Source organism: Bartonella sp. bp_1 (assembly GCF_055808085.1).
In genome coordinates, this window is record NZ_CM147851.1 from 1,696,282 (window position 1) to 1,722,134 (window position 25,853).

The 25,853-nt window shown below is 45.7% G+C and carries 32 protein-coding genes and 1 tRNA gene; 30 read left to right on the top strand and 3 right to left on the bottom strand.

Annotation, left to right across the window (positions count from 1 at the left end; all coding sequences use genetic code 11):
- Window position 1 precedes the first annotated feature (1 nt).
- The 14 genes from ACYZ97_RS08410 to ACYZ97_RS08475 all read left to right on the top strand — a co-directional run bounded on the left by ACYZ97_RS08410 (window position 2) and on the right by ACYZ97_RS08475 (window position 11,743).
- On the top strand, window positions 2-1,513 hold the full coding sequence (locus ACYZ97_RS08410) for a phage portal protein (protein ID WP_473298113.1): 1,512 nt from the start codon (window positions 2-4) through the stop codon (window positions 1,511-1,513).
- Window positions 1,506-2,378: a phage head morphogenesis protein gene (locus tag ACYZ97_RS08415; RefSeq protein ID WP_473298114.1), complete on the top strand. Its 873-nt coding sequence runs from the start codon at window positions 1,506-1,508 to the stop codon at window positions 2,376-2,378. The genes ACYZ97_RS08410 and ACYZ97_RS08415 overlap by 8 nt, the downstream gene beginning before the upstream one ends.
- On the top strand, window positions 2,375-3,628 hold the full coding sequence (locus tag ACYZ97_RS08420; RefSeq protein WP_473298115.1) for a DUF2213 domain-containing protein: 1,254 nt from the start codon (window positions 2,375-2,377) through the stop codon (window positions 3,626-3,628). The genes ACYZ97_RS08415 and ACYZ97_RS08420 overlap by 4 nt, the downstream gene beginning before the upstream one ends.
- 5 nt (window positions 3,629-3,633) lie before the next feature.
- Complete coding sequence (locus ACYZ97_RS08425) at window positions 3,634-4,152, top strand: structural cement protein Gp24 (RefSeq protein ID WP_473298116.1); 519 nt, start codon at window positions 3,634-3,636, stop codon at window positions 4,150-4,152.
- Between the two features lie 13 nt (window positions 4,153-4,165).
- Complete coding sequence (locus ACYZ97_RS08430) at window positions 4,166-5,257, top strand: major capsid family protein (RefSeq protein ID WP_473298117.1); 1,092 nt, start codon at window positions 4,166-4,168, stop codon at window positions 5,255-5,257.
- 10 nt (window positions 5,258-5,267) lie between these two features.
- Window positions 5,268-5,636, top strand: a complete 369-nt coding sequence (locus ACYZ97_RS08435; RefSeq protein WP_473298118.1) for a hypothetical protein — start codon at window positions 5,268-5,270, stop codon at window positions 5,634-5,636.
- Window positions 5,637-5,642: 6 nt separating this feature from the next.
- Window positions 5,643-6,080 (top strand): DUF4054 domain-containing protein, encoded by a 438-nt coding sequence (locus tag ACYZ97_RS08440; RefSeq protein WP_473298119.1) that lies wholly within the window; start codon window positions 5,643-5,645, stop codon window positions 6,078-6,080.
- Window positions 6,080-6,526, top strand: a complete 447-nt coding sequence (locus ACYZ97_RS08445; protein WP_473298120.1) for a hypothetical protein — start codon at window positions 6,080-6,082, stop codon at window positions 6,524-6,526. Before ACYZ97_RS08440 ends, ACYZ97_RS08445 begins: the two co-directional genes overlap by 1 nt.
- Window positions 6,523-6,894, top strand: a complete 372-nt coding sequence (locus ACYZ97_RS08450) for a phage collar protein (RefSeq protein WP_473298121.1) — start codon at window positions 6,523-6,525, stop codon at window positions 6,892-6,894. Before ACYZ97_RS08445 ends, ACYZ97_RS08450 begins: the two co-directional genes overlap by 4 nt.
- Window positions 6,887-7,435, top strand: coding sequence for a phage gateway protein (locus ACYZ97_RS08455; protein WP_473298122.1), 549 nt, complete (start codon window positions 6,887-6,889; stop codon window positions 7,433-7,435). Before ACYZ97_RS08450 ends, ACYZ97_RS08455 begins: the two co-directional genes overlap by 8 nt.
- On the top strand, window positions 7,419-8,918 hold the full coding sequence (locus ACYZ97_RS08460; protein WP_473298123.1) for a DUF3383 domain-containing protein: 1,500 nt from the start codon (window positions 7,419-7,421) through the stop codon (window positions 8,916-8,918). Before ACYZ97_RS08455 ends, ACYZ97_RS08460 begins: the two co-directional genes overlap by 17 nt.
- Before the next feature lie 20 nt (window positions 8,919-8,938).
- The gene (locus ACYZ97_RS08465) at window positions 8,939-9,400 is read left to right on the top strand and encodes a phage tail fiber protein (protein WP_473298124.1); all 462 of its coding nucleotides are present in this window, start codon (window positions 8,939-8,941) and stop codon (window positions 9,398-9,400) included.
- Window positions 9,400-9,867: a hypothetical protein gene (locus ACYZ97_RS08470; RefSeq protein ID WP_473298126.1), complete on the top strand. Its 468-nt coding sequence runs from the start codon at window positions 9,400-9,402 to the stop codon at window positions 9,865-9,867. Before ACYZ97_RS08465 ends, ACYZ97_RS08470 begins: the two co-directional genes overlap by 1 nt.
- Before the next feature lie 79 nt (window positions 9,868-9,946).
- A complete protein-coding gene (locus ACYZ97_RS08475) occupies window positions 9,947-11,743 on the top strand; it encodes a phage tail tape measure protein (RefSeq protein ID WP_473298127.1) in 1,797 nt (598 codons plus the stop codon).
- Window positions 11,744-11,753: 10 nt separating this feature from the next.
- Here the strand turns inward: ACYZ97_RS08475 and ACYZ97_RS08480 are convergent, their stop codons facing one another.
- Together ACYZ97_RS08480 and ACYZ97_RS08485 are read right to left on the bottom strand one after the other, a co-directional pair.
- Window positions 11,754-12,149 (bottom strand): OB-fold protein, encoded by a 396-nt coding sequence (locus ACYZ97_RS08480; protein WP_473298129.1) that lies wholly within the window; start codon window positions 12,147-12,149, stop codon window positions 11,754-11,756.
- 38 nt (window positions 12,150-12,187) lie between these two features.
- Window positions 12,188-12,586, bottom strand: a complete 399-nt coding sequence (locus tag ACYZ97_RS08485; protein WP_473298130.1) for an Arc family DNA-binding protein — start codon at window positions 12,584-12,586, stop codon at window positions 12,188-12,190.
- A gap of 104 nt (window positions 12,587-12,690) precedes the next feature.
- Between ACYZ97_RS08485 and ACYZ97_RS08490 the strand changes: the two genes are divergently transcribed.
- The 15 genes from ACYZ97_RS08490 to ACYZ97_RS08560 all read left to right on the top strand — a co-directional run bounded on the left by ACYZ97_RS08490 (window position 12,691) and on the right by ACYZ97_RS08560 (window position 23,193).
- Window positions 12,691-12,915: an Arc family DNA-binding protein gene (locus ACYZ97_RS08490; RefSeq protein ID WP_473298131.1), complete on the top strand. Its 225-nt coding sequence runs from the start codon at window positions 12,691-12,693 to the stop codon at window positions 12,913-12,915.
- Window positions 12,893-13,693, top strand: coding sequence for a phage antirepressor KilAC domain-containing protein (locus ACYZ97_RS08495; protein WP_473298132.1), 801 nt, complete (start codon window positions 12,893-12,895; stop codon window positions 13,691-13,693). The genes ACYZ97_RS08490 and ACYZ97_RS08495 overlap by 23 nt, the downstream gene beginning before the upstream one ends.
- Before the next feature lie 13 nt (window positions 13,694-13,706).
- Complete coding sequence (locus ACYZ97_RS08500) at window positions 13,707-14,102, top strand: hypothetical protein (protein ID WP_473298134.1); 396 nt, start codon at window positions 13,707-13,709, stop codon at window positions 14,100-14,102.
- A 44-nt stretch (window positions 14,103-14,146) separates the two neighbouring features.
- The gene (locus ACYZ97_RS08505) at window positions 14,147-14,749 is read left to right on the top strand and encodes a phage baseplate protein (RefSeq protein WP_473298136.1); all 603 of its coding nucleotides are present in this window, start codon (window positions 14,147-14,149) and stop codon (window positions 14,747-14,749) included.
- A gap of 9 nt (window positions 14,750-14,758) precedes the next feature.
- Window positions 14,759-15,076 carry a phage baseplate plug family protein gene (locus ACYZ97_RS08510; RefSeq protein ID WP_473298138.1) on the top strand — a complete coding sequence of 106 codons (318 nt, stop codon included), beginning with the start codon at window positions 14,759-14,761 and terminating at the stop codon, window positions 15,074-15,076.
- Window positions 15,063-15,884, top strand: a complete 822-nt coding sequence (locus tag ACYZ97_RS08515; protein ID WP_473298139.1) for a baseplate hub protein — start codon at window positions 15,063-15,065, stop codon at window positions 15,882-15,884. The genes ACYZ97_RS08510 and ACYZ97_RS08515 overlap by 14 nt, the downstream gene beginning before the upstream one ends.
- Window positions 15,881-16,576 carry a Gp138 family membrane-puncturing spike protein gene (locus ACYZ97_RS08520; RefSeq protein WP_473298140.1) on the top strand — a complete coding sequence of 232 codons (696 nt, stop codon included), beginning with the start codon at window positions 15,881-15,883 and terminating at the stop codon, window positions 16,574-16,576. The genes ACYZ97_RS08515 and ACYZ97_RS08520 overlap by 4 nt, the downstream gene beginning before the upstream one ends.
- A gap of 1 nt (window position 16,577) precedes the next feature.
- A complete protein-coding gene (locus ACYZ97_RS08525) occupies window positions 16,578-16,922 on the top strand; it encodes a contractile injection system sheath initiator (RefSeq protein WP_473298141.1) in 345 nt (114 codons plus the stop codon).
- The gene (locus ACYZ97_RS08530; RefSeq protein WP_473298142.1) at window positions 16,915-18,111 is read left to right on the top strand and encodes a baseplate J/gp47 family protein; all 1,197 of its coding nucleotides are present in this window, start codon (window positions 16,915-16,917) and stop codon (window positions 18,109-18,111) included. Before ACYZ97_RS08525 ends, ACYZ97_RS08530 begins: the two co-directional genes overlap by 8 nt.
- On the top strand, window positions 18,108-18,785 hold the full coding sequence (locus tag ACYZ97_RS08535) for a baseplate wedge 1 family protein (RefSeq protein WP_473298143.1): 678 nt from the start codon (window positions 18,108-18,110) through the stop codon (window positions 18,783-18,785). The genes ACYZ97_RS08530 and ACYZ97_RS08535 overlap by 4 nt, the downstream gene beginning before the upstream one ends.
- A gap of 11 nt (window positions 18,786-18,796) precedes the next feature.
- Window positions 18,797-20,839 carry a DUF2793 domain-containing protein gene (locus ACYZ97_RS08540; protein WP_473298144.1) on the top strand — a complete coding sequence of 681 codons (2,043 nt, stop codon included), beginning with the start codon at window positions 18,797-18,799 and terminating at the stop codon, window positions 20,837-20,839.
- Window positions 20,840-20,847: 8 nt separating this feature from the next.
- Window positions 20,848-21,471, top strand: coding sequence for a hypothetical protein (locus tag ACYZ97_RS08545; RefSeq protein WP_473298145.1), 624 nt, complete (start codon window positions 20,848-20,850; stop codon window positions 21,469-21,471).
- Between the two features lie 74 nt (window positions 21,472-21,545).
- Window positions 21,546-22,496, top strand: a complete 951-nt coding sequence (locus ACYZ97_RS08550; RefSeq protein WP_473298146.1) for a glycoside hydrolase family 19 protein — start codon at window positions 21,546-21,548, stop codon at window positions 22,494-22,496.
- Entirely contained in the window at window positions 22,493-22,747 is a 255-nt protein-coding gene (locus ACYZ97_RS08555; RefSeq protein ID WP_473298147.1) for a hypothetical protein, read from the top strand. Before ACYZ97_RS08550 ends, ACYZ97_RS08555 begins: the two co-directional genes overlap by 4 nt.
- 95 nt (window positions 22,748-22,842) lie before the next feature.
- Window positions 22,843-23,193, top strand: coding sequence for a hypothetical protein (locus tag ACYZ97_RS08560; RefSeq protein ID WP_473298148.1), 351 nt, complete (start codon window positions 22,843-22,845; stop codon window positions 23,191-23,193).
- A 155-nt stretch (window positions 23,194-23,348) separates the two neighbouring features.
- Here the strand turns inward: ACYZ97_RS08560 and ACYZ97_RS08565 are convergent.
- Window positions 23,349-23,425: transfer RNA gene (locus tag ACYZ97_RS08565), tRNA-Pro, on the bottom strand.
- Between the two features lie 157 nt (window positions 23,426-23,582).
- On the opposite strand from ACYZ97_RS08565, the gene ACYZ97_RS08570 reads away from it, so the two are divergent.
- Window positions 23,583-25,850, top strand: coding sequence for an AGE family epimerase/isomerase (locus ACYZ97_RS08570; RefSeq protein ID WP_473298150.1), 2,268 nt, complete (start codon window positions 23,583-23,585; stop codon window positions 25,848-25,850).
- Window positions 25,851-25,853 lie beyond the last annotated feature (3 nt).

Consider the following 25,853-nt stretch of genomic DNA (forward strand, 5'->3'; position numbering starts at 1 on the left):
TATGTGGCCGTTCAGTAAAAAGCAGGTTGCCCAAGAGATTGAGCGACACGAAAAATCATATCCATTTTTGACGCACATGGATAAAGGCGCAGCAGCCCGTGCGCTTAATGATGCTATCGCCGAAATCTCTTCTATACAGCCACGTCCGGCAGGTATTGCAATGGATGACGCTAGCTATGGCATAAAAGACAACTTCTCAAGCGCACTGCCAAACTATCCAGATGCTTTAACGGGATGGTTTGCAGCGCAAGGCTTCATAGGGCATCAATTGGCTGCCATGCTTGCGCAGCATTGGTTGATTGATAAAGCATGTTATGTGCCAGCTCGTGATGCTATCCGCCACGGATTCAATATTGAAATTGAAGGCCTGCAAGCGGACGATGAGAACAGCGAAGAGAATGACATCGTAAAAGCTATCACAAAGGCTAACAAACGTTTCCGTCTCGACCATCACATGAAGCAGTTTGTTCATTTTGGCCGTGTTTTTGGCATTCGTGTTGCTCTATTTGAAGTTGATAGTGATGACCCTGACTATTATGCTAAGCCTTACAATCCAGATGGTGTTACGGCTGGCAGCTATCGAGGCATTAGACAGATAGACCCGTATTGGTGTTCTCCAGAGCTAACCAACGAGGCGTTGAACAATCCTGCGGCAGCTTCATTCTATGAGCCAACGTATTGGACTATACGAGACAAGCGCTATCACCGGACACATCTTTGCATCTTTCGTAATTCCGATGTGCCAGACGTTCTAAAGCCAGCCTATCAATATGGTGGAGTGCCAGTACCACAGCGTATCATGGAGCGTGTCTATGCCGCAGAGCGTACAGCCAATGAAGGGCCATTGCTGGCCATGTCAAAGCGTCTCATGGTGTGGAACACTGACCTGCAAAGCATTATGGCCAATCAGGAAGGCTTTTTGGAACATATGACGGTGTTTCAAAACTACCGAGACAACTATGGGACAAAACTGGTTAATACCAATGATGCCGTTCAGCAATTTGAAACATCACTAAGTGACGTTGATACTGTCACAATGTCGCAATATCAGCTTGTGGCGGCGGCTGCGAATATACCCGTCACAAAGTTACTTGGCACGACCCCAAAGGGCTTTAATGCAACGGGTGAGTATGACGAAAGCAGCTATCACGAAGAACTGGAAAGCATTCAGACGAATGATCTTGAACCATTGGTTGAGCGTCATCATGAATTGCTATTGCGCTCTGAAATCGCACCAAAGTTTGGTCTGAATGCAGAAAATCATGAAATTGTAATCGACTGGGAGGCTCTAGATAGCCCAACCGCCAAGGAATACGCTGAAATCAATGAGATCAATTCTCGAACCGATGCCAACCTTGTGAATGCGGGCGCTATTGATGGCATGGACGTTCGTGATCGACTGATGAAAGACCCCAACAGTGGATATGCTGGTCTGCCTATTGTTGAGCAGCCTAATGATATGCCTGAACCTCCAGAAGAAAAAATAACGACTGTAGGAGGCACAAGTGTCTAAGGCCACACGCCCACCGCTGACAATCAAGCGTAGGGCATGGGCTGATAATCGTGAAGGCACATTCAGAGGCAGCGCACTTAATATCAATCATGCTGCGGCCATCAGGTATCAAAAGCGACTTGAGCACATGATTGAGCAAATGACAAAAGAGGTTGAGCGAGAGTTCAAAGCCTTACTGAAAAAACCATCTGCCAAGAAGGTATTTACACAAGACGATATATTCAGCACTGCTGCATCGCGTTTATTCAGTAAGCTTCACAAGAAATTTGACGACTGGTTCGATGAACTGTCAAAACCAATATCTGAAAGCATGGGGGAGAATGTCGATAAAAGCACAAAATCCATGCTTCATTCGTCCCTACAGGTGGCCACAGGCGGTTTGAGCCTCAATACTGGGAAAACATCACAAAGCACAAAAGAGGCTCTCGGTGCCTCTGTAAAGCAGAGTGTGGCTTTAATCAAAACAATACCATCCGATTATTTCAGCAAGATTGAGGGTGCTGTCATGCGCTCTGTTCAATCGGGCGGTGGAGACACAGAGACGGTTTTTAACGAAATACAAGACCTCGGCGTTGTCACCAAAAAACGTGCGGCATTCATAGCAAGAGACCAAACGAGCAAGGCAACGACAGCCGTCAATAAAACAAGAATGAGTGACCTCGGCATCAAACAGTTTGAATGGCTGCATTCAGGTGGTGGCAAGCATCCGCGACCACTACACGAAAAATATGACGGACAAATATTCGACATCGACAACCCACCCGTGATTGACGAGCGGACAGGCGAGAGAGGCTTACCCGGCCAATTGCCTAATTGCCGTTGCCGGATGGTGCCAGTCATTCGTTATGGAAATGAAGATCAATGAGCAAACGAAAAGAAGACATAAACGGTTGGTTTGAAGTAAAAGGCAATCCAATCAGTAAGGTCGGTGTGTTCGAATATTCAGGAGCGCAGATCGGTGCAAATGAGCCAGATAGAATTTACAAGGTTCTAAGGCCAGCAGAAGAACTGAGCGACCCCGAAGCCATTGAAAGCTTTAAACTCCTCCCGTTGATAAACGACCATGAAATGCTTGGTTCTGACATTGGTGGAACACCGCCGGAAGATAAGGGCGTTGACGGGGTCATTGGTGAGGATGTGTTTTTTGAAGCCCCTTATTTAAAAGCAAATATCAAGGTTTTTTCAGAACGACTGCGCGACGCGATAGAGGCCGGAAAGGTCGAACTGTCATGTGGCTATCGTTGTGAATACGACTTCACCTCCGGCACTTTCGAGGGTGAAAAATATGACGCAATCCAGCGTCGTATCAGAGGCAATCATTTAGCACTGGTTGATGAAGGCCGCATGGGTAAGGACGTGAAAGTCCTTGACCATTTCAAATTAACTGTTGACGCAAAGGAAAAGCAGAACATGGAAAACGAAGAATTGCTGGCAAAGCTTGCCGCAGTCCAAAAAGCTGTCGAGGAAGGCAATGAGCTTTCTGCGGATGAGCAAGCTGTTGTTGACGCTCTGAATGGGGCAACCAATGATGATGATGCCGACAAGGCATCTGACACTGATGAAACCACTAGCGACGAAGGTGAAGAGCCTACCGCCTCTTGTGAAGAAGAAAAGGCGTCGGATACAGACGAAACAACATCTGATGAAGATGAACCTACAACCGATGATAATGAGACTGCATCTGATGAAGATGAAGACAAAGCCATCGACGAGGTTGTCAATGAAGCTGTCGGCGACGATGACACTGCAAAAGCAAGTGGCATGGATGCAGCCTTACGTAAAGCACTTAAAACATGTGGCGTTAAACTGGTTAAATCCAAGCGCAAATCGGTTGGTATGGATGCCAAGTCATTGATGTCTGAAATTGCCAATCGTGACAAGTTGGCCAACCGTTTGTCAAATGTCATCGGCACCTTTGACCACTCAAGCATGACCACGCAAGATGTCGCTAATTATGGCGCTCGCAAGCTTGGCCTCAAAGCAAAAGGGCGTGACGCAATTACAGCGGTTGATTCCTACCTGATCGCAGCTAAGCGCCACTCCGCAAAAAGCGCAACCGTTGCTCAAGATAGTCGTGCAACTTCCTCATTCATTACAAAATATCTTAAAGGATAATCATAATGTTCCAGAAAGAAATTCTTGACCATCAGGCATTTGGTGTCGTGGGTGAGTTGGCCGTGGACGGTCCCATTCGTGCAGTACCTGCTATGCTTAAAACAACCACAGAAGCCAACAACGTTATTGGCCGAGCCTTCACAGTTGTTTCAGGTGCAACAGGCACGACCGATACAGCAACAGACCCCAAGCCTATCATCGCGCAGGCTGGTGGCGACGGTGTGTTTGCCGGTATTCTCATCAACCCAAAAAGCCATGCTGCTTTTAATGTTGATCTTGCTCCGATATCGGTCGTTAAGAACGATGTTGCCGTTGAATTGCTTACAATGGGTGAAGTCATCGTAGAGGCTAACGCAGCTGTTTCAGTTGGTGATCTGGTCTATTTTGATCCAACCAATGGCCAACTTAGTTTTGCTGCTCAAGGTGCGACTGCACCGGCTGGCAAGACACTCATTCCCAACGCCTATGTGAGCCGCTTTTCAAACACAAGCGCGGCTTTGGCTGTCGTAAAACTGACAAACTAAGGATACCATAGATATGAAAGAATCTGTTATTCACTCAAGCCTTTCTGGCCGTGGCTTGAAGCCATTGACCATGACGGCTCAAGACTGCAAAAGCTACGAAGACCTTAAACATATTGGTATCAGTCTTGATCACAGCACTATACGCTCCATGATGGACTCTGGTCTTTCAACGACCATGACAAGCGGCTCCATTGGCACACCTATCCAGTTTTTGCAGGCTTGGTTGCCGGGCTTTGTTCAAATCAACACAACACCCCGCAAGATTGATGACCTTATTGGCATCTCTACTGTTGGCGCTTGGGAAGATGAAGAAATCGTTCAGGGCGTTATGGAGCCAACCGGACAAGCAGCACTCTATGGCGACCATACCAACGTGCCTCTTGCGTCTTGGAATACAAACTATGAACGCCGGACTATCGTTCGCTTTGAACAGGGCTTTAGCGTTGGTAAACTTGAAGAAGCGCGGAGCGGTCGTCAGAACGTCAACACGGCTGCTGAAAAGCGCAATGCGGCATCTGTATCACTTGAAATTCAGCGTAATCGTATCGGCTTTTATGGCTATAATAACGGTGAAAACCGCACATATGGCTTTTTGAATGACCCTGCGTTGCCTGCATATATCTCGGTTGCGAATGGTGCCAGTGGTAAATCTTCATGGAATGCAAAAACCTTCCTTGAAATCACTGCTGATATTCGCGGTCTGGTGAACAAGCTTCTCGTTCAGTCTGCCAGCACCATCAATGCAATTGACCATGAGACCACACTCGCCATTCCGGTCAGTGCAGTAACATATCTCTCGGTCACGTCTGAATATGGCAACAGCGTCTATGATTGGTTGTCTAAAACCTATCCGAAAATGCGTATCATCACAGCGCCTGAACTTGACAAAGCCAATGGTGGCGTAAGTGCAGCCTATCTTTATGCTGAAAAGGTAACAGACGGCTCCACAGATGGCGGTCAGGTGTTCATGCAGGCGGTCCCGACCAAATACATTGCGCTCGGTGTCGAAAACCGCGCCAAGGGTTATTTGGAAGACTTCGGCAACGCAACGGCTGGTGTGATGTGTAAACGTCCATTTGCTGTTGTTCGTGCAACAGGCATTTAAGGTGATTGATATGGCAAAACGATATTACGTTTATTCAACGCTTTCCAATGACCAGAAGTATACGAACTATGCTTCCGGCGCGGGTGATCTGCCAATTGAAACCGATACAGTCATCATCAAAGGTGGCGCTAGTGTTGCAGATAAACGTCTGTTTACTCCGTTGGGTGTCGTGACTGAAATTGATGAAGATCAACTTGAAGTGCTGAAATCAAATACAGTGTTTCAAGCCCATCAGTCTAACGGCTTCATCAGTGTCAAAGACAAGAAGGTTGATGAAGAGGTTGCTGCGGCTGACATGGCCAGCCGTGATGAAAGTGCGCCTCTGGTTGATGGTGACTTCAAGGAAGAAGAAGCTCCTAAAACTTCCAAAAAGAAATGATGTGACATGGAACATACTCTCAATCTCGATCTATTCAGAAAACAGTTCCCCCCTTTTTCTGATACTGCCGTGACCTCCGACGAGCAGATTGCATTGAATTGGGAGATGGCAACCAATTACATCAGTGCCAAGGACGGACCGTTATTGAATGGCTCGCCCTTGGCTCTTGCACTAAGTTACATGACCGCACACCTTTTGAGCCTATCAAGCATGATTGGAAGCAACCGATCAGCACGAACAGGAATTGTAAGTGGTTCAGTCGTGGACAAAGTTCAAGTACAGCTCGCAGCCCCTCCGTTTAAGGATGGGTGGGACTTCTGGCTTTCACAGACACCCTATGGACAACAGCTTCTCGCTTTATTGAAAGCAAAATCTGCTGGCGGTTATTACTTTGGTGGACGACCTGAAAAGAAACCGTTCCGAAAAGTCGGTGGGCGATTCTAATGTCTTCGTCAGGTGGTGGCTTCGATAAACTTCGCGATATGATCGAAGAACTATCTAAGGTAAACGGAAAGACGGGCTGGCCGTCAGATGCCACCTATGAGGACGGCACGAAAGTTGTTGATGTTGCTGAATACCAAGAATTTGGTACAGCTAAGGGCATACCACCACGTCCGTTTGTTCGTGTGGCAATTTCAGAAAACAAAGACAAATGGATGAGGTCACTAAGCGAGGGTGCAAAAGCCTGCCTCAACGGTTCTGTCAGCCCGACAGCGATTCTTGAGAATACTGCAATCATGGCGGCAGGTGACATCGCTAAATCCATCAAGGCAGTCACATCACCAGCCCTTAACCCCAAGACAGTAAAGCGCAAAGGCTTCAATAAGCCGCTTGTCGATACAGGTTTACTTATGAAAACAGTAACCGGAATTGTGGAACCAAAAGAATGAATATCCCCGGCTCAAACTTACTCGGCGCGGCACTCGATATTGTTGCCAGCCAAGAGGTTGAATATCTTGCCTTTGATAAAAATGCTATCATGCCTGACGGCTCCAAGGCACCAGACTTCAAACCGCCCGTCATGTTACGAGGCAGCTTTCAGCCCGTCAGTTCAATGACGAAGCAATATCTCGGTCTCAATCTTAGCGAAAACTATGCAAACTTTTATGTATCGGCTGATTTGATGCCGATCAAGCGTGACAAGGCGTCTGATCGTGCCCGGTTCAATGGCAGACTTTACCAGATCGTGAGTGAGACAGACTGGACTTCCGTTGACGGATGGAAATCGGTTTTATTAATTGAGGTCGGTGATGGATGACAAGAAAATCTATATTACCCTCCGCACAGCCTTGATGGAAGGCTTTAAGGCTTTCAATCTCTCAAACGTGTCAATCGTAAGAGCATATCAGCCAACCTCGCAAGGGCGTGAAGATGGAATGGCCGTCTATATGACGAAGATACTTGACAAGCGCTTTGGGCATCCAGAACGCAAGGAAACGTATAGAGCTGACACTGACGACTTTCTGCATACTGAAACAGTTTGGTATGAAAGCACCTTCCAGATCATAGCGATGGTCGAAGAAAACCCAAAAGAAACCGAAGGGTTGACCGCTGTAGATCTGATTAATCGTGCTGCACATATTCTTCAAAGCGATGCCGGCATCGCTTTATTGAGACAAAACGGACTGATGCCGCTCCGTGTGACTGATATTCGCAATCCATATTTCCAGAATGACAAAGGCCAGTTTGAAGCCAGCCCGTCGTTCGACATCATCCTGACGCATAAGCAAGTTGTTACAAGCGTCATTCCCGCCGCCCAAACAGTTCAAGGAAAATTTGACCATGGCTATAAATATTAAACGTTATGTTGACATTACGTCAGGCGTTGGCGCAGGCGCGTCTGTTCGCCAGCGTGACTTGACAGGATTAATCTTCACTACAAATCAGAAGGTCCCTACCAACTCGATTGTTGAAATGACAACATTGTCTGATGTCGTCAGCTATTTTGGAGCAGGTACGGAAGAAGCAAAACGCGCTTCATTCTATTTTGATTATATTTCAAAGACAATTACACGTCCTAAAAAGATCACCTTTGCCCGCTATTCACCTAAAGCAACTGCGTCGGCTATTTATGGCGGCAAAGCAATCACATTGCTTTCATCATGGAAAACTGTGACCGATGGCAGTTTAAACATAACCATAAACGGCTATACAGCGTCACTGACGAGCTTGGACTTCTCCAATGCTGTATCTTTGTCAGATGTTGCCAGCGTCATTCAGACCGCTGTAAATGGTCTTTCTGACGTGCCTTTTCAAAACGCAACAGTCACGTATGATGCCATTACATCATCTTTCAACTTTTTAGCTGGCGCAGTTGGAACCGGCGAAATTGCTATTGATGCTTCTGCAAGCAATTCGATTGCGCAAAAACTTGGTTGGACTGGTACAAGCGTTGTTCTTTCGTCAGGAACCAATGTTGAAACAGCATTACAAGCTTTCTTGCGTACGGCTGACCGGAACAATAATTTTGGTTCTTTTGTTTTTATGGACAAGCTTGAGTTGCCTGATGTTGTGGAAGTTGCACAAGCAAACAGTGGACGCAACGTTGAGTTCATGTATTGCGTACCAGCAGCAACCCCAGAGGAAGCAGAGTCATACTATGCCGCTTTGGTTGATCTTTCAGGCGTGAGTGTAACCTATACACCAACGTCAGAATACGATGAAATGGCGCCGATGATCTTGCTTGCCTCAACAGATTATAATCGTCGCAACAATACGATCAATTACATGTTCAACGAGTTCAATCTCAAGGCCAAGGTTGAGACAAATTCTGACGCAAGCTTCTTTGACAACCATCGTGTGAATTACATGGGTGTCACACAGACAGCCGGACAGTTGATTAAGTTCTACCAACGGGGCGTCATGATGGGAACATCAACAGCCCCCGTTGATATGAATACTTATGCGAATGAGATGTGGTTCAAGGACGCAGCAGCAGCGCAATTACTTGAGCTTCTTATGGCACTGCCCAAAGTGTCGGCAAATCGCACTGGCCGTGGTCAAGTTATGGCGGCACTTCAAAGCGTGATTGATCGTGCGCTTTTCAATGGTACCATTTCAGTCGGTAAAGACATCAGCACAACCCAACAGCTCTATGTCACCGAAATGACCGGAGACGACAAAGCATGGCGTCAGCTTTATGACATTGGCTATTGGCTCGATTGCTCTATGGAGCAGAGCAAGACCACAGATGGGCGCATTGAGTGGGTCGCAAAATATCTACTCGTTTACTCAAAAGATGATGTCATTCGCAAGATCGAAGGCACCCACACGCTTATCTAATTTTGAAAGGTTTTTAACACATGGCACAAGACATTTCAGGCTTCGGCCTACAAGTCCGCTTGACGGCTTCTAAAACATATCCAAATGGCATTACGATTACGCAATTTGCTGATGATGCAGATCCGTTTGACTTCCCAAGCATTCAAATACGTGACAAGGCGATGGGCTTAAATGGCGACCTTGTTTATTGGTCAAAGGCGAATCCGCTAATCGTAACACTCAATATCATTCCAAGCAGCGAAGATGACATTAATCTTGATGTTCTATTTGAGGCAAATCGAGTTGGCAAAGGCAAGATGTCATCTAAGGACATTATCACAATCGTTGCTCTTTACCCAGACGGGAAAACAATGACGCTATCGAACGGTGTCTTAACGGATGGTGTGACGGGCAAATCCGTTTCATCAGCCTCTCGTATTAAAACATCTCAATATGTCTTTGCTTTTGAAGGTATGGCACACACACGGCAGGGAGATCAATAATGGCAGACTTATTGCAACCCATTGACGTTGAGATCAAACTGCAAGACGGCACCTTAAAAACTTATGTCATTTCAAAGTTTCCTGCCGTTCAGGGACGTGAGATCATTGCTAAATACCCAACAAGCAATATTCCAAAGCTTGGCGATTATGGTGTGTCAGAAGAAACCATGCTCAAGCTGATGTCCTACGTCGGTGTCCGTAATGAAGAAACGGGACATATTCAGACCCTTGGCACGATGGCTCTTGTCAATAATCATGTGGCCGATTGGGAAGGATTGATGCGGATTGAGGCGGCAATGATGGAGTACAATTGCTCTTTTTTCGCACTAGGAACGACCTCCGGTTTCTTAGAGAATATCATGCAGAAGGCCGTTCCGTGGATTTCAAAAATATTGACAGCTTTATCGGAACAATCGTCCAAGACGGCAAAGCAACCCTCAACGAACTCAAAACGATCTACACGTTAGAAGACGCCTTTGATCTTTGGGAAGTGATTATGGTCACACGCTTTAATGAGTGGTTGGCATATCAGGAAACGAAAAAAAGATGAGCCTTTTTGAGAAATTCTTTATTGTCTTTGAGTCAGACGCGGGGGAACTTGCGTCTGATATGGATGAAGTCCAAAAGAAAACAAAGGACTTTGCCAAGGCCGCTCAAGACGCTGGAAGAGTTGATTTCAATAAGGTCGAAACACTTCCAATTGCTCTTGCAGAAGCAGAAAAGCAAGCTGATAAAGTTGCTAAAAGTGCATCCAAAATCGGTACGGAAACGGATAAAGCCACTAAGAAAATGAGCTTCTTTCAAAGGTCTCTGGCTGAGTCCGACAAGAAAATGCGTTCAATGGGTAGTTCAATCGCGAACACCATCACAGGCATTGCCGCTCCAATTTTTGCCTTGGTATCTGTCACGGCAATGGTCTCAAGTGCCTTTTCTCGAATTGGTGAAGTTGAAAGCCTTGGGAAAGCCGCAGCACAATCACGAATAGCGGTTGGTGATCTTGATGCATTGGGGCGCGCGGCTCGTGATCTTGGCGGTGACGTACAATCTGCAAGCAATGACATCAAAAATCTTGCTGACAAGGCCATTGAGGGTGCGGCAGACCGAAGCAGTGGTGCTGCCAAGGTTTTTGCAAGTATGGGTGTAAAATTAAAAAACAATAAAAAGGAATTGAAAGACACAAACCAGCTTTTGCTTGATCTCGCGGGTGCGACCGAGAAAATGTCAGCGGTTAAAGCTACTGACAAACTCAAAAAACTTGGCATCACAGACCCCGGCATGGTCAAACTTATTTTGGCAGGGAAAAAGGCTGTTCTTGAACATGTTGAAGCACAAAAGAAGGTTGGTGTTGTTACAGAGGAGCAAGTAGAGGCGACACGTAAATATCGAATAGCCCAAAACGAGTTCAAAGATGCTACAACAGTTGCATCTACATCATTGATGACGGCTTTCCTGCCAGCTCTTACGCAGGGCATTAAATGGCTGACCTTATTCATTGGCTGGTGTCAGCAAAACAAAACCTTTGTAAGTATATTTTTTGGCGCTTTAAGTGCTGCTGTGGCCGGATATACACTCTATGCGACCGCCGCCGCCATAGCCACAAACGCCTTCTTATGGCCAGTTCTAGCGGTAATTGCAGCTTGTGCCGCCTTTGCATTGGTACTGGAAGATATTCTAGCATACATGAGTGGTCAGCCGTCATTACTTGGTGATTTGGCTTCGAAATACCCTGCTGTTGCAAATGCGCTCCGCATGATCGGCGAGGTTTGGAACTTTGTAAAACAGCAAGCAGGTATCGCCTTTGAGTTTTTGAAAAATATATGGGGGATGATCACGGCTCTGTGGAACGGGGATATTGATGCCTTTAAAGAACACTTCTTGAGCGCTTTGAACCACCTTAAAGAATTTTGGGGCAACATGTGGGAAGGTTTCAAAGGAATTGTTGGAAAAGTTGTCGATTGGATAAAAATAGAGCTTTTAAAAATGATTCCAGACTGGGCAAAACGCTGGCTTGGCATGACCGACAGCGACAAAGCAGAAGCACAGAAAAGCATCGAAGAGGAAGATCGTGCTAAGGAAGTTGAAAAGCAGAAGGCAACAAACGCGGCTATTGAAGCAGGTAAAACAGGGATAGAAAACACAAAGGTCACTCCTATCCCTGCCAACAACAATCAAAAGATTGACGTTCGTAATGATACAAGTGTGAATGTGGCATCACCAAACATTGTAATCAATGCAACTGATACAGCCGCCGGAGCCGCAGCTGCTGCCCAAGGTATGGGTAACAATTTACAACGAGAATACAGTAAAGTTATCTCAAACGCAGCCGACGGAGTGCAACGTTAGTCATTCACTTCTAGTGAAGCATAAAGCAAGAATGTAAACGAACTCTAAAAATCTTAGTTGCGCCTTTACACTGAAACGTAACTTTATCACCTTTATCAAAAGTTGCTATGGTAGACAAAGTTTCATCAGTTGGTGTTAAACCAATTATTGTTTCGCCATTTTGGTCGTCGCTCAATTCAACGACAACCTCACCTAGACCATTTCTACTAACGGACGTAACAAAACCTGTAATTATTGTAGAGATAGCTTTATATTTGGCTTCAGCTTTCAGTTCGTTTTCTTTGAACTCATTTGTTATGGAAGCCCCAGTCACTTTATAAACATTCTCATCCTGAGCACATGAGAAGGAAACCATGCTTGCAAAAGCCAGCACACCTATAGCGAAAGCTTTAATCATCTTTTTCATTCTGTTTGTCCTTCTCCAATTTATCCATGAGGATGAATTTAATGACTTGGTATATCAATAGCTGCTTTTAGAATGTTTTCATTGTCTTGATCATTGTCGGAAACAAAACTGATAACAAGTTGTTTTTTATTCTTGTCGCCAAATTTATATCCAATTTCATACCGGAAAGGAAAATTTAGATTTTCAGCAATATGATTTGCACCTTCTAAAGCTTTAGTTATGTCGTTAACAGTTTTTGCGTTGGCAAGTTCTGCAATCGTAAAATGGTGTAAATCCGCTTGGCCCATAACAGGCGGAAACGCTTCTAACAAAACATCAACAATCTCTGCATTCATTGATCGCCCATTTTTTTCAGCCGCATTACGAATACGATCTCTTAATCCATCAGGGAAACGTAAAAGATACTGATCAGAATCTCTGTTGGTTTTATTAGGCATAAGTGTACTCCAAATTATTTTACTATCACTGTGATATTTTCTATTGACAGTCAACCATATCTTCGTGATATAAATATCTCCGTGATATAAAGGAGTAAATTAAAATGATTATCGCAAAAAAGCATTCTGAACAGTTTCCTCTGAGGTTTCCCGATGGCTTGCGCGCTCATATCAAAGCACAAGCACAAACTAATGGGCGATCAATGAATTCAGAAATAATCTATCAACTTCAAAAAGCCTACAAGCTTAATGAGGCGGCAGGGGAAGAGATTGGCGTCCAAGCCCCTGCCGCAAAACACAAAACTGATGCTGAAACATCAGCCTGCTAACCAAACCAGAAAAGGAACTTCTGATATGACTAAACACACATATAACAATTTTCCCACTGTTTCCAATGGTAAAATTGGAGACGAAGCAATTCAAACCGTCAATGCTCGTGATTTACATAGCTTTCTTCAAGCTGGTAAAGATTTTTCCAATTGGATAAAAGATCGTATTGAACAGTACGGGTTCATTGAAAATGTTGACTTTTTAATTTTCGCCGAAACTGGCGAAAAATCAGGAAGAGGCCGTCCAGCCAAGGAATACGCCATTTCAATCGACATGGCCAAAGAGCTGGCAATGGTCGAACGAAACGAAAAAGGTAAACAAGCGAGACAATACTTCATTGAATGTGAACGTAGAGCAAAAGACCCTGCCCTTGTATTAAATGACCCGTCAGTGCTGAAAACACTTCTGTTGGATAATGTTGAGAAGGTTTTGGCTCTCGAAGCACAAGTTGAGGAAATGAAGCCTTCCCATGATGCACTTGAGCGTATTGCGATTGCTGACGGCTCTCTCTGCATTACAGAAGCAGCCAAAGCCCTACAAATGCGCCCCAAAGACCTTTTTGCATGGCTTCAATCGAATGGGTGGATATATAAGCGGACAGGTAGCGCACATTATCTTGGGTATCAGTCCAAAACGCAATCTGGGTTGATGGAACATAAGATTACTACGGTTTATCGTTCTGACGGTACTGAAAAGGTAACAGAACAAGTGCGTGTTACGGCCAAAGGCATGACACGCCTTGCAAAACTTATCAAACGCGCCCTTAGCGCAGCATGATAGGGGAAAGCAGATGAATAATTATAACCTATCCGTCAACATCAACGGTGAGGGCATTGCGCCCTCGCCTACCTCGAGTAAATTTGCTCATATGAGTTTATGTGAACTTTTAAGCCTCTATGAATATCTATCAATGGCCGTACAACAAAACATTATGATGCAAAACAGCCCTGCTTTCGGAGATAATGAGCGTTTTAATGCAGCAGGTGAATATCTCGAACAATTATATAACCACATTGATACAGAGCGCCATGCGGTGATTGATGCTGTGAAGGTCTACAAACCAAAAAATGACGGTGAACGTCATATCAAGGGTCACATCCTTTTACGATATGAAGCAGAATTTCAAGAACTTGATATGACCGAAATGGCTACATTAGCCTTGTCAAATTCCAAACCTACACATTAGAGGGCGCGAAAGCGCCCTTTATCATTTAATGAACGAGATTTTAAATGGATTATAAAAGCATACTCGGTCAAGCGGCAAATTATCTTGGCGCGACTGTCAACAGTGATGAAGTGTTTATCATGGACGGACAGTCTTATGCTCAAATGTTCCCTTTTGCCCGTCCTTTAAGGCTAAGTGTCAGGGAACCAAGCAAGATAATGAACCATCCGTTAGAAGATGGTTCAACAATTACCGATCATCTCGTGGTTGAGCCGGTTCTGATTGAAATGAACGTGATTTACATCAATGGATACAAGGACACTATATCGCAGATTAAAAGCACCTTTGATCAAGGTAAGCTTTTGACTATTCAAACAAAGGGCAAGGCGTATGAAAATATGGTTTTGACCGAAATGCCTCATGAAGAAGACCCTGATTTTATGGATGTTCTTATGGCGTCATTAAAGTTTGAGGAAGCTCGCTTTGTGACACCTGAATATGGAGAGATACTAGCCTCACAGGCTGCAAATTCAAAAGATGTGTCAACGGTTAATCGTGGAACACAGCAAACGACCAAGACAGTCGGCAACGATGCAGCCAAGGCAGGTCAAGCCTATCAATCATCACAAAACTCAAAAGGTTCTCTGCTGCATCAATGGACAAATTAGGCTGACATAATGCAAACACTCAATCTCATATCTGTTCCTTCCCAGTCTTTATCCGCCCGTCTTGATGATGTACATGTCACGATTACAATCCGAGAAGGCCGAGGCACTATGCTGGCCGATATTGTTCGTGATGGTGAAACTGTCGTTCAAGGTATGAGGCTTATTGCTGGACAGCCAATTATTCCATTTACTCGATTAGAGACCGGAAATTTCATTCTTTTAACAGATGAAGGCGAGCTTCCTGACTGGAAACAATTCGGGAAATCACAAAAGCTTATTTACATCACCCAAGATGAAATTGAGGCTATTCGAAATGGACAAGTTTGACCCACGAAGGTTGCGTGTTTCGATTGAAATTGATGGCAAGATGAATATTTATGAAGGGCTTCATGTGAAAGCCTCTGGCGAGAAAAAAGCCAACGTCCTGCAAAACTCATGCAACGTCGAAATCTTCAATCTTAAAAAAGAAGTACGAAACTATCTTCTAACCGAGACAAGCCCATTCAATAAAAACCGTACACGCAAGAAGCTGATTGTTGAAGCTGGTCGAGAAAGCACAGGATTAACAAGGCTGTTCATGGGCGATATTATATCTGCAACACCATCACAGCCGCCAGATATTGGGCTTTCGTTCGAAGCAAAGACGGGGGACTTTATCAAAGGCAATCTTGTTGCAAGATCAGGAGAAGCAAGAGAAAACCTTTCGAGCCTTGCTGATGGTGTTGCTAAGGATGCTGGCCTTACATGCGACTTTCAAGCGACGGATAAAGCAATCGCTAATTATTCATTCACAGGCGGGGCGCTCAAACAAGTTGATAAACTTGGCCAATCTGGCAACGTCAACGTCTTCGTTGATGACGATACATTGATTGTTAAAGACGCAGGAAAACCTCGTTCTAATCGGGTTCGTATCCTACGAAAAGATACAGGTATGATCGGCATTCCTGAAATCACAGAACATGGCATCAAGGTTAAATTCCTTTTTGATAACGAAACTGTAATCGGTGGGATGCTGCGTATTAAAAGCGAACTCAACCCTGCCGTTGATGGTGATTATGAAATCTACAAGCTGAATTTTAGTTTAGCACTGCGCGACACTGAATGGTATTATGAAGCGGAGGCGAAACGCCTATGACGAATAAAAACACACAACCATCCATTGACCCAGCCGATAGCGGAACATTGGAAGGAGTTTTCAAACACGTCTTAAAAAAACATCAGCAAAGCACCGATAGCATGATGCCTGTCAAAGTCATTGGTTATGACCGAAAAACCAATCGTGTGCATGTTCAGCCGCTTGTGCAGGTTCAAGGGACCGATGGGCAGATCATTGATCGTGCGCCGATTAAAAGCCTTCCAGCCTTTCGGTTTGGTGGTGGCGGTGCGCTCATGTCATTCCCGATTAAAGCTGGTGATGTCGGCTATGTTATGGCTGGTGATCGTGATGTGAGCTTGGTGGAACAAGGAAACTACGAAGCACAGCCACCAAACACAGACCGGATGCACTCCTTTGAAAACGGTATGTTCCTGCCAGACAGCATGAAAAATTGGGATATTGCTGATGAGGACTTGGACAAGATCGTTATTGGAAATACAGACGGCTCGGTCAAGATCACTTTCGATGGTGATACGTTGAATGTTGTTTCTGCGCTCAAGACTAACGTTAAATGTCCCGAAGTTGAGATTGAAGGGAATATGACTATCAAAGGAACATTAACGGCCGAGGGTGGCATCACTGGTGCGGATGGCACAACGCTTGAAAAGCACCGCCACGAAGGCGTGGTTGCAGGCGACAGCCTAACGGGCATCCCAAAGCAAGGCTCATAAAATGAAATCTTTTTCGGTAGACGAAAATAACGACCTTCATCTTGATGCAGGCGGCAGATTAGCCATGACAGAAAGCGTTCAGGCCGTTCTCAACGTTTGTCAGCACGCAGCACAGGCCATTCGGTATGAGATGATCTATGCGCAAGGTCGTGGCCTTCCCGACTTTCAAGTGGTGTGGAATAGTACGCCCAAGCTTGTAGTTTGGGAAGCTGCTTTCCGGTCAAGAATTAGCAAGGTAGCTGGTGTCACTGGAATTGAAAGCCTTGAGATTAAACAACAAGGCGATGCCTTAATTTACAAGGCCGTCATCAACACGATTTACGGAACAGGTGAACTGAATGGCTGATTATAAATATATATCAAACACAGGTGTCATTGTTCCGGATACCGCCAAAACACTGGAAGAAGTACGTGATGAATTTCGCAATTCATTTGGTCAAGACTTGGATGTATCCGATGAAACACCGCAAGGGGTCTTAATAACAGCAGAAACAATTGCAAGACGCGCGGTCATAGAAAACAATGCTGCCCTTGCCAACCAGATCAATCCGAACCAAGCTGGAGGAGTTTTTCTTGATGCAATATGGGCTTTAACAGGTGGCGCACGTGTGAAAGCAACACCATCAATTATTCGCAACGTTGTGATGACAGGGCGACCATCAACACTGATTCCATCAGGCTCCCTTGCTCGATGTGGACCAAATGGTGCTGTATTCAAGCTTGTTTCCTCCGTCATCATCGACAATGACGGACAAGCAATCGGCACGTTCCAAAGTGTTGATCTTGGAGCAATAACAGCACCTAAGAATACCCTGCAAACCATCGTCACAGGTGTTCTTGGATGGGAAACAATAAATAATCCAGAACAAGCAGAGCTTGGAAAGAATGAAGAAAGTGACATGGCAGCTCGTGCGCGTAGGCGCGTTACGCTTGCATTGCAAGGGGTGGCTCTTCCAGAAGCTATTGTTTCAGGTCTTTATGATGTTGAAGGTGTTAAATCTCTTAAATTCCTTGAAAACACGACAAACAAGCCCTTAACCGTCCAGACCGTAACACTTGAACCGCATTCAATTTATGTTTGCGTTGATGGTGGAACAGATGATGATGTAGCATGGTCGCTTTTACAGAAAAAGAGCCTTGGTTGCGGTTGGAATGGTAAAACTAAAGTAGATGTTGTAGAGTCGGTGTCTGGACAGACCTACACAGTAAAGTTTGATCGACCTAAGATCATTAACATTTTTGCAAAGGTTTTTATCCGTTCTACGTCGGCCATTACTGACCCTGCCACTGTTATTCGTGAAGCTATTGTTCAATATGCAAATGGCGATATGGATGGCGAGGCTGGTTTTACAGTTGGAAATAGCATTTCCGCTTTTGAATTGGCCGGAGCAATCAATCGTAACTATCCAACGCTCTTTGTTTACAATCTTCTTTTATCGACGGATGGTATCAATTATTCATCAAATGAAATTAAAATCATGGTGGACGAGAAAGCAATAATTGCTAATGGTTCAATAGAGGTCAACGTCACATGACCACAATCCAGCAATTTGATTATTCCGTAAACCTCTTGAGAGTATTGCTCTGGCAGTACGAGGATGCTGAACACCTTCAATCGTTATTGAAGCAAAAACAGGCGTGGCATACAATCCACCAACAGCAATTCTGGACAAATTGGTATCACGATGTCTTCAATCTCGATACCGCAAATGATTTTGGACTTTCTGTATGGTCAATCATTTTGGAAGTGCCACTCAATTATGGCGTTGCCGGTTCAGGAAGTCGTGTTGTTTTCGGTTTTGAAGATCCAAACGGCAACTATTCAAAATGGGATGGCAATACAAATACATTCGGCACAAATTTTGGGCGTGATGCTGATGCGGTCTTAGGTCTTTCAATTAAACAAAAACGAATGGTCTTAAAGCTGCGCTATTTTCAGCTTGTTTCTCGTGGTTCTGTTCCCGAAGTCAATCAATTTTTAAAAATGCTTTTTGGCGATGGTGTGTATGTTCTTGACGGTCTTGATATGACCTACACATTTATTTTCACCTTCATGCCAGACGACAAAACGCTTTTTATTCTTGAAAACTTTGACGTTTTACCAAGACCAGCAGGCGTTGAGAAAAAAGTTCTTATCCAGCCAAACAACAGCTTCGGCTTTGACCCTTACTATCTCAACTTTGAAAATTCCAACTTCTACAGCTATTGAAGGAAAAAACGATGGCAAAACCTAAATTCTTCCGGTTTCCATTTGCGGCAACTGGTGACAAAGAAGCTATTCCAGACGAAGCGCAATCTTCTGGCTTATTGAGTTATTCAGAAGGCTTTGGTCTTGACTATGAGCGCGACCCTACGACTGATGCCAAAGCTAAGCGTATGCCTCGCGATGGCACAAACCAAGTGCTTTACGATACGACAAGCAACCTTCAACAATACCAGCTTTATGGCATCCCATTTTGGTATGACGCTACAAGTAACGGTGGAACAGCAGTTGCCTATCAAAAAAATGCAATGGTGCGTTATTCAGATGGAACGGATGAGAATATCTATATTTCATTGAAAGACAACAACACAGACACCCCTACGGTTGAAGCCTCGTGGTTTTTATTCCAACCTTACAATTCAACACTATTGTCACGACTATCTGTTGCTCCCTTTGTTCCTGTAGAAAGCATGACGCTTACGACACCACCGACCTCACCAATTACTGGGAAACTTTACCTCGTTCCCGTCAATGCCACTGGAGATTGGACGGGAAAAAGTGGACAACTTGCAGAATGGGACGGCACATCATGGAAGTTTATTCAACCTCAAGACGGCCACGGAATCGGCTTGCCGGATGGCAAGGTTTTTATCCGTGTCAAAGGTGTCTATCAGCCATTTGACCTTGAGGGCTATCGTGTACCGCTGGCGCAATTGAACCGCGCACCATTTGTGCCGGTGACGGCTAACGGCACAACCACACCGCCCACCAAACCGGTCATTGGCGATGCCTATATTATAGGCCAAGCCGCCACTGGCGTATGGGCAGGCCATGACGGCCAGCTTGCAGAATGGACTGAAAAAGGCTGGATGTTTACAGTGACACCGCAAGGCCATGTGATCGGCCTGCCAGATGGCACCCTTTTAACCAAAGGAACAGACGGCTATCAACCGCAGCTTGCGCGGGGCGTACAATCTGGAAAGTGGCTTTATGCCGAAGCAGGCGGCACAGAAAACGAATTAACCGCCACGCTGAACCCGAAGCCGCTTGCTTTGACAACCGGTATGAAAATACGTCTTGGTTTGAAAGCGGCCAACACCGCCGCCGCCACCCTTAATGTCGACGGCTTGGGCGCAAAGCCGATTGTCTATCATGAAACCGGCTCAGCGCTGGTTGGTGGAGATTTTCAAGCCGGTGATGTGGTCGATCTGATCTATGACGGCTCAAGCTGGCGTATTGACCCGACCATTGCTTATTTTGATAAGCGTTATAGCCGCCTTGTTTTACCGCCAACCGACACGTTTTTTGTTGATAGCCTTGCGGGCAATGATGGAAATAACGGGTTTACGCCTTCCACACCCTTTAAAACTCTGCAAGGCGCTGTTGATGCTATCATCCGCCGCTACATAACAACGGGTACAATCAATTTAAATGTTGCAGCCGGTGACTATGAAGGCTTTACGATTAAGCCTTCACTGGTACAAAATTGGGTCGTTTCGGGCGTCAAAGATGACCCGTCAAAGGTTGTTATCAGTGCGCCCAATGAATTTCAAAATGGCGGCTATGCATTTCAAAACAGTGGCAGCAATGTCACATTTGAATATGTAGAACTTGGCGGCTACACAATAACCTTAATGAATTCCGGAGGACTGACCCTTTTTAAAAATTCTAATTTAAGAGGGCCGGTTTCTGGCAATTATATTGTGAATGTTGCCAGTGGCAGCTTTAACGCCAATGGACAAATAAAAATAAGCGGTGATTGTACAGCGGTTTTTTTTGTTGGCGGCGGTGGAACAATAAGGCTCGGCGGTTATCCGTTTATTGGTGAAAATGCTGTCACAATCACATTTAGTGGCATTCGTGCGCAAACCGCTGTGATGCTTGCTACTACGCTTGGTGTCATTAGTGTTTTTCCTCAAAATGCAACATTGATCGGAATGCCAACAGGGCGTCGTTTTGCAGCGAGACTCAATGGTATCATTTCGGTCAATGGAGCAGGCGTTAATTTTATTCCGGGCACCGTCGCGGGTGATGTTGCATCCGGTGGTCAATATGGTTGAGGTTTATTATGTTTTATGATCCTAAAAACTGGTACTGGATGGCCAAAGATGGCCGGATTTATTGCAGTATAAAGCAGGCTCTTGTCAAAGAAACCGATAAGGCTTTTGTCGAATGGAAAAAGGGAGGCAATCTGCCGACACCTTGGCCGAAAGACCTTGAAGGCGTCGAGACCGATGAAGCACTGGCCGAAGTGCTGGCCGCCCACGGCCTGCCGCTTTTCGTGCCGATACTGAACGAAATTAAGGCCGATCTGAAAACCCAGATTGACCAAACCGCCGAGTCCGAGCGCCTGAAATATATCACGCCCGGCGATGGGCAGGCTATGACCTATCAGGAAAAGGTCAATCAGGCCGCCGAATATTCCAAAGCATACGCAGCCTATAAGGCAGAGCCGAAAGAGCGTTCAGAACCACCCGCCGATGAATATCTGCTTTTAAAGGCCAGCTTGGGCATTGACGGCGACACGCTTTTGGAAGTGGCGATCACCGTCACCCAAGCTTATGCCATGTGGCAGCAAGTTGGCGCGGCAATAGAAACCATCCGCTTGCAGACCAAGGCCGCCATTGACGCTGCCGACACCGCGGAAGCGGCACAAGCTATCTTTGATGCCATTGAATGGCCAAAACCATAAAAGTTATAAGCGGTAATAATCCAATCCTTACCCGCCCTTGAGGCGGTTTTTTTTATGTCTGAAAGGAAAAATCTATGAAGCTGACAGCAAATATGCTGCGTCAGATTGTTGGCGCTCGTGCAAAAAAAGAGAACATTGATTCACTCGTTGAGGCCTTTGATAAATATGGCGTTCGTTTTGGTCTTGATCTACCGCATCGCCTTGTCCAATTCCTTGCTCAAGTTTTGCATGAATCAAACGGTCTTTATTACAATCAAGAGATATGGGGACCAACAAAAGCACAGAAACGCTATGATACTCGTGTTGATTTAGGTAATACACCGGAACTCGATGGTGACGGCAAAAAGTATAAAGGCTATGGTCTCATTCAGGTTACAGGCCGCAAAAACGTACGGGCTTTCTATAAGTGGTGCGTCAAAGAAGGCCTTAATCCTCCTGACTTTGAAAAAGAACCTTCCCTTATAGGGACCGCCCCTTGGTCTGCGGTCTGCGCTTTCTGGTATTGGTCTGTAAACCGTATCAATCGCTATGCTGATCGCGGTGACATTGAAATGGTCACAAAAACAATCAACGGCGGTTTGAATGGCTATGCAGACCGTTTAAAGTGGTATGATAAGTCTGCGCTCATAGTCCTTGGTTATAAACCTAACGATATAAAGTCCCTGCAAAAAGATGCTGGCATTATGGTTGATGGTCTATCCGGTCCGCGCACTCGTGCAGCCATGCACAAAATGCTTTTAAAGCTTACTGATAAAAAATCTTTGCCAGATATTGTATCAGATGCGCCCGTTGTAGATGTTAAAATTCCCAAACAGATTGACAAACCAATACATAAAACAAGTGGATTCTGGGAACGTATCACCTCAATGGTCGGCATGGCTGGAATCGGTGGGGCAAGCTGGCTTGGTGACTGGCGTGTTATCCTTGTCCTTGCGGCTTTTCTCATTGTTGTTTCTGCTTTTGGCCTTATTTTCCAAAATAAAATCATCAAAGCGGTTCGTAATCTGAAAGAGCAACTTTCATGACCCTCCCCTATCGTATCGGCATAATTGCCGCATTATTTGCCGCCGCCTTTATGAGCGGCTTTTTTTATGGCCGCAGCTATGAGCGCAAGGCCACGCTTGAAAGTGTGGTCAAAGCCTATCAAACCCGTGAGGAAATAGACCATGAAATTTCTGACCTTTCCCCTATTGATGCTTGCCTTGCTATTGGCGGGCTGCATGATGAATGCGCCACTCTCTTGCAGCGGATGGAAGAAACCACCCAAGGCAAATGAACCTGTCCGTATGGTTCAGGTTGAGCCAGAACTCACACGCTGGATAATTGCAACAGATCAGTTCGGTCAAAAACAGAAGTGCTGGAAATAATCTTATGCCTGAAAAACATTTCCCGCCGGACTGGTGGGCTTATCTCATTTCTTGGCTCTTAATGGCCTTAGCAGGTGCATTCGGTGCGTTTGTTAAGCAAATCCACAGCCCTGCCCGCAAATGGCCACAGAGGGTCATGGAATGGATAGGTGGAGCGTTATGTGCCGTCTATGGTGCTGAGATAGTCGCTCAAACAATGTACCACTTATTGAGCAAGTATGATCTGATCGAGACGGGTTATGTTGTACCAGAAAAGATTATAGGGCTTTCAGGCTTCTTGTGTGGTGCGCTCGGCGTTGCTATGATTGACAGCATCATAATGTTTTTCAAAAAAAGAGCAGGAGTAGATCAATGACAACATACTGGCAGAAGATATTGGCTATCCTGCGTGGGTTTTGAGGTTCCTTGGAATTCCAAGGAACCATATTGTCGGCGTCGATAAAATGGTTCATTTGTGACACATATTGTGACACATTCCAAAACATCAAATCTCTAAGCTATTGATTTTACTGGTCGGAGTGAGAGGATTCGAACCTCCGACCCCCTCGTCCCGAACGAGGTGCGCTACCAGGCTGCGCTACACTCCGACTTTGCGCCTTGTCAACGCGGTCTATGGCGGGCTTATAACTCCGCATGTCTTTTCTATCAAGCGGTTTTTAGTGAAATTTTCATATGCCTTTTCATCACATGATTGATAGTTGTGCCCGCGCCAGTTAAAAGCGATAATATAGAGAGGAAAGCAACATGGCAGCAAACAGCGCAAATGGAAAAATCGTCAGCTTCATCATGAGTGGCGGTGTCGGCTCGCGCCTATGGCCCTTGTCGCGCGAAGACTTTCCCAAACAGTTTCATAATCTTTCCGGCCAAGGCTCTATGATATCACGTACGATCAAACGTATGGGAGCACGTAAAGACAACACCGATCCAATATATCTGATCAGTTCCGAAGCCCATGCCTATCGCTTACAGCAAGAAATCGCCGGCCTTCCTCTCAATCAAGGTCGCGCCATTTTTGAACCCTTGGGCCGCAATACCGCCGCCGCTGTTGCTCTGGCCACCCAGATTACTCTTGCCGAACATGGCAATGCACTGATCCTTGTCGTACCATCCGATCATGACATCACGACAGATCATGATTTCTGGCAGACGATCGAAGCCGGTACAAACGCTGCCCAAAAGGGCCGCATCGTTGTCTTCGGTGTCCATCCCGACAAACCAGAAACCGGCTATGGCTACATTGAAACCGCACAAGAAAAAGACGGCGTTTTCGATGTCGTACGCTTTGTCGAAAAGCCTGATCTGGAAACAGCACAAACCTATTTTCAATCCGGTCGGTTCCTATGGAATTCAGGTATTTTCCTATTTTCTGCGCAAACCATGAAAGCGGCTTTCTTGCGCGACCAGCTGGAAATTTGGGAAAAAACCGAACAGAGCCTTGCGCAAGCCCATAACGATGTATCCGGCACATGGCTACCTTATGATCTCTATGCCGATATTCCCTCGGATTCTATCGACTATGCCATTATGGAAAAAGCCGATAACATCGCATTGATCCCGGCCCGCTTCCGCTGGAACGATCTCGGATCATGGCAATCTTTGCTGGATGCGCAATCAGGACCGGTACAACCAGATCAAGATGGCAATGTCATTATCGGCGATGTGGTTGCCATTGATTGCCAGCGCTCCTATTTGCGTTCCGATTCCGGCTTGCTTTCTGCGGTTGGATTAAACGATATGGCCGTTGTTGCAACCAACGACGCTACTTTTGTTGCGCCCGTCAACCAAAGCCAGAATGTACGCCAAGTTGTTGCGACACTTGAAAAAGCCGGAAGATTAGAAACAAAATTTACCCCTTCGGCAGACCGTATGCCTCAAACCGGTGCCTATCAAAACCGTGTTTCACATTGGCTGTTTGATGAAGCCCTACCGTTGTGGTCCCAGCGCGGCATCGATGACAAAGGAGGCTTCTATGAAGCCTTGGACTTTGATGGCCTGCCGATTATCCGTAACAAACGCATGCGTACCATGGCTCGCCAAGTCTATGCTTTTGCCACTGCCGCCCATATGGGATGGGATGGACCGGCACATCAAATCATCGATCATGGCCTCGACTTTATGGAAAAAGGGCGCACAGCCAAAGGCGGCTGGGCGATGGTTCTTGATCCCAAAGGTTCTATTATTGATAGCCACGATGACAGCTATGACCAGTCCTGTGTTCTTCTGGCTCTGGCTGAAGCGCACCGCGCCGGCCATAAAAGGGCGTTGACACTGGCGACCGAAACGTTCGCCTTTCTGGACGAATATCTCACAGACAAACAGGGACACGGCTATTTTTCCGATAGCCAAAGCAGTAAAGCCGAGAAAACGCGCCGCTCCAATCCGCATATGCATTTATTAGAATGTTTCCTTGCCTGGTATAATGTCACCGGCAACAAGGACTTTCTTCAACGTGCTGCACGCATTGTTGATCTGTTTGAAAGCCACTTTTTTGATCATGATACATGGACAGTCGGCGAATATTTTGATGCCGACTGGATGCCCCATAAAGAATATGGCCACCAATGCGAACCCGGCCACCATTTTGAATGGGCATCCCTGCTCGTTGATTATGCACGCCAATCGGGCCAAAAAACCATCATCAAAAAAGCTCGCAAACTTTATGCTTCAGCCATTGCCAATGGCATGAACCGCGCAACTAGTCTGGCATACAGTGTCATTTCACGAGAAGGCATGCCCATTGAAACCCGCTCGCGCAGTTGGCCACAATGCGAAGTCATCAAGGCAGCAATCGCTTTGGATGGCAATGAAGGCCCAGATCTCAAGCCCGAGGTTGAAGCCCGTGTACGGCGCCTTTTCCGCTGGCATATTGAAGCAGCACCCAAGGGCCTATGGATCGACCTAATTGATGAAAATGGTCGCGCTATTGCCGACGATGTACCCGCTTCTATTTTCTATCATCTTGTGGCGGCTCTCACACAGTATCAAGCCTTTTCGACTACAGCTAAAAACTGATCG